The organism is Streptomyces sp. W16, assembly GCF_033194735.1.
GTDB lineage: Bacteria > Actinomycetota > Actinomycetes > Streptomycetales > Streptomycetaceae > Streptomyces.
Genome location: NZ_JAWOAI010000801.1, coordinates 1 through 3,198, shown reverse-complemented (window position 1 = coordinate 3,198; position 3,198 = coordinate 1). Strand labels below are relative to the sequence as shown.

Annotated in this window: 3 protein-coding genes; 2 read left to right on the top strand and 1 reads right to left on the bottom strand. The window is 72.0% G+C overall.

Annotated elements, in window-relative coordinates; genetic code table 11:
• Positions 1-188, top strand: a 188-nt coding sequence (locus tag R6V09_RS49500) for a hypothetical protein (protein ID WP_317887995.1), incomplete at its 5' end; no start/stop codon positions are given.
• A 789-nt stretch (positions 189-977) separates the two neighbouring features.
• Positions 978-1,469, top strand: coding sequence for a hypothetical protein (locus tag R6V09_RS49495; protein WP_317887994.1), 492 nt, complete (start codon positions 978-980; stop codon positions 1,467-1,469).
• Positions 1,470-1,576: 107 nt separating this feature from the next.
• On the opposite strand, the gene R6V09_RS49490 is transcribed toward R6V09_RS49495, so the two are convergent.
• On the bottom strand, positions 1,577-3,091 hold the full coding sequence (locus R6V09_RS49490; protein ID WP_317887993.1) for a hypothetical protein: 1,515 nt from the start codon (positions 3,089-3,091) through the stop codon (positions 1,577-1,579).
• Positions 3,092-3,198 lie beyond the last annotated feature (107 nt).

The window sequence follows — 3,198 nt, the reverse complement described above, 5'->3', positions numbered from 1 at the left end:
AGGGGGCGGCGGGCCATCAGCGGCCCCCTGTGGCCGCAGACACCGGCACCGACGGCTGCAGGGGCGTGGCGGGGGCGGCCTCGCCGGAGCCGATGCGCCGGCTCCATGACCACACCCCGGCAATCAGCGCGGCGGTCGTCCAGCCGCTCAGCTTCTTCGCGCCCGTGCGCGGGTTGCGCCGGAGGTGACTGCGGACAACGTGGTATCCCTCCGATGGCTTCGCCACTGCTTCCTCCCCTTGTTCGCCGGTCCGCCAACTGCGGCCCCGACCCCGGGAATCGGTGTAGCAGCGGGCACTGACACATCCGCCTGGACGATCAGCCGTCAACAGCGTGCTCCTGCCCGAACACGCCATGGGGGCGGGTGTATGCCCTTCCGTATTCGCATGCGGCCGGCACCGGCATTCCGGGCCGCGCACCTCCACGCCCAACGCGGGTCAGGGTGGCGGACGCTGAAGCCGCGTGGGTGCAGGTGCCCGAGCCCGTGCTGCCCAGTGGAACGCCCGCATCTCTGCCGTCACGGCCGGGAATGGCGAGAAGCACCATGGGTTCGATGTGGTCCGCCGGAGCCGGACATGAAGCAGCAGCACACAGGCGCGCCGGGCATTCGGGGCGAGCATTCCGGGAACGCTGCCGGAACCGGCAATCCGCCCGCCTTCAGCGCAGGCATCCGGCGAGCCGGCTGCACGCCGCCTGTGCGCGAAGGATCACCTGCAAGTCAGCCGTAGTAGTTCGAGCCGGTGTCGATACGGGTACCGGTCACGCTGCCGCACTCCCGGATGCATTGATGGTTCGTCACCGGCCATGTGTTTCGACGCCCGGTCCGCCGGCCTTTCCCTGCCCGGTGTCGAGCCGTCTCACGGCCCGGCGGTGAGGATCTCGCTCCGTAATCTCGAATCGGTGAATCCTCAACTGATCAGGCGTCAGCAGCATCAACCGGCTTATAGCCTGCCGATCCATCTCATCCCTGGGGGGACCATGCCGGACACCATGCCGCCGCTGCCCGACACTCCACCGCTCCCGGCCCAACCGCCCGCGCCGCCCCGCAGAAGCCTCAGTGCCACGGCCGCCGGCCTCCTCGGACTGGCAGCCGGGGCCGGCCTGATGGGCGCCGTCTGGGCCATCACCGCCACCACCGGCGCAGGACCCGGCACCTTCACCCTCAAGGGAGCCTTCGCCCTCACCGAGGACGCCTCCGACAACGGCAGCGGCTGCCAGGGGACCGGCGGCTACGACGACATCGCGGAGGGAACCTCCGTCACCGTGTACGGAGCAGACGCAGACGTCATCGCCACCGGCCACCTCGGCGACAGCAACTCCCCCAGCTACGGAACCTGCACCTTCGACGTCTCGGTACCCGACGTCCCCAAAGGCGAGAAGTTCTGCAAGGTCGAGGTGAGTCACCGCGGCACTTTGCAACTCACCGCGAAGGAAGCCGAGAACGGCGAATTCGCAGGCACCCTGGGATAGACCGTGCCTCCCCGGTCAGCCCACGCGCTGTCACAGGCCTGCTCAGGAAGCAGATACGACCGATGACGTGGGGGCGCCGTACGTTCTGATCGCCGTTGGCTGCCGGCTCACGGACGTGCCGAGAGCGGGGCGAGCAGGCCGGCACCGGGCCACAGATCCCGCTCGGCCACGAGGCCGGCGAGGAACGTGCCGACCTCGGCCAGCGCCGCGGCCCGCTCACCGGGCCCGTAGTCGATGAACTCGCCGGCCGCGGCGCCGTAGGCGCGCACATGGCTGTGCGGACCGGCGCACAGGAGAGCGCGCGTGATCTCGGACAGGCCGAGGCTGAGGGCGTCGCAGTGTCCGCAGCGGACGAGCTGGACCAGGTCGGTGGTGACGCGCTCCCAGTCGCCGACGGCCGGCCAGTCGGCGCCCCCGCGCAGCTCGTGGGTGAGGGTGGACAGCGGGATGATCTCGCCCGGCCGCCGCCCGTGGGCGAGGAGGTGGTGGATGCGGGCTCCGTCGGGCTGGAGCACCCGCGGGTGCAGCAGCGAGTCGGCGGCAACGACGGCGGTGTTGATCTCACGGGTTTTGGGGCTGAGGTAGTACGGCTCGTGCGCGAAGAGCAGGTAGACGTCCGCCGTGCGGGCGGCCGGGCCGGGTGCGGGCTGCGCCATGAGGAGGTTTCCCTTCAGCGGTGACGTGCTGTGCGCGTTGCGAGGTGCCTCAGGCGCCCCGGGCCGGACCCCAGGGAGATACGGGCCACGGATCCGCCCGGGCGTGTGGGCCCGGGCCGCGTCGACTGCGGCATCCTCGGCTGCGGCGTCCTCGGGGGTGGTGTGCTCGGAGGTGGTGTCCTCGGGGGCGGTGTCCTCGGAGGTGGTGTGCCCGGTGTTCTGGGTGACCTGGTCGGCGAGTTGGAGCATCAGCCGCTCGAAGGCGATCAGCTGAGAGGAGGCCTGGCGGGTGTCCTGCCTCTGGAGCAGGCCGGCGGCGTCCCACAGCAGGTGCCGGCCGATCTCGGCGGCGCGGCACAGTTCGTGGCGGTCGCTGCCGGCGGCGGCCCGCAAAAGACCGGTGTGCGAGGCGGCGAGGCGCTGCAGGTACCCGGTGGCGGCTGCTCCCTGTATGACCCGCACACGCTGCCGGGCACGCAGGTCAAGGCGGTCCGGGAGATGGTCGGCGAGCAGCGGGGCCAGCAGCGCCGCGGGCACGGCGATGCCGAGGGGTATGCCGCGGGCGATCGCGTCGACAGCGGCGAAGCATCCGATGACGGCCACCGCGACGGCAAAGTAGCGCAGCGACCCGCGGCTCGTTGCGTGCAGGGCCAGGCGGCCGGCCTGGCGCCGGGCGAGCCAGCGGGCCGCCAGGCGGTCCGTCCAGGTCGCGGAGGGCGGGAGAACACCGATGTGGTGGGGGCGTTCGGGCATGCTGCCGTCGGCGGGAACCGTCCAGGCCAGCCAGCCCCAGCCGGTGCGCTCGTGCACCAGGTAGGGCTCCTGGGCCCCGGAGGATCCGGTGCCGTATGCGATCCGCCCCCGGTGCAGGGCGCAGGAGCGTTCCGCGTCCCAGCGGGCCGGGTCGTCGGCGAAGGGCCGCAGGCGTGCCGTCGCCGGGTGCGGTGTGTGCAGCGGTTCCGTCATGAGGTGCTTCCTTCCAGTCGGTTGGTCACGGCGCAGGCGCAGGTCGTGCAGCGGCCGTCGCCGTCGGGGTGGGCGCGCCGGGGGGTTGGGCCGGGGCAGGTGCGGCA

What these genes read in the sequence shown, in the direction of transcription:
- R6V09_RS49495 (WP_317887994.1), top strand. Translation starts at nt 978, where the DNA reads ATGCCGGACACCATGCCGCCGCTGCCCGACACTCCACCGCTCCCGGCC.
- R6V09_RS49490 (WP_317887993.1), bottom strand. Translation starts at nt 3,091, where the DNA reads ATGACGGAACCGCTGCACACACCGCACCCGGCGACGGCACGCCTGCGG.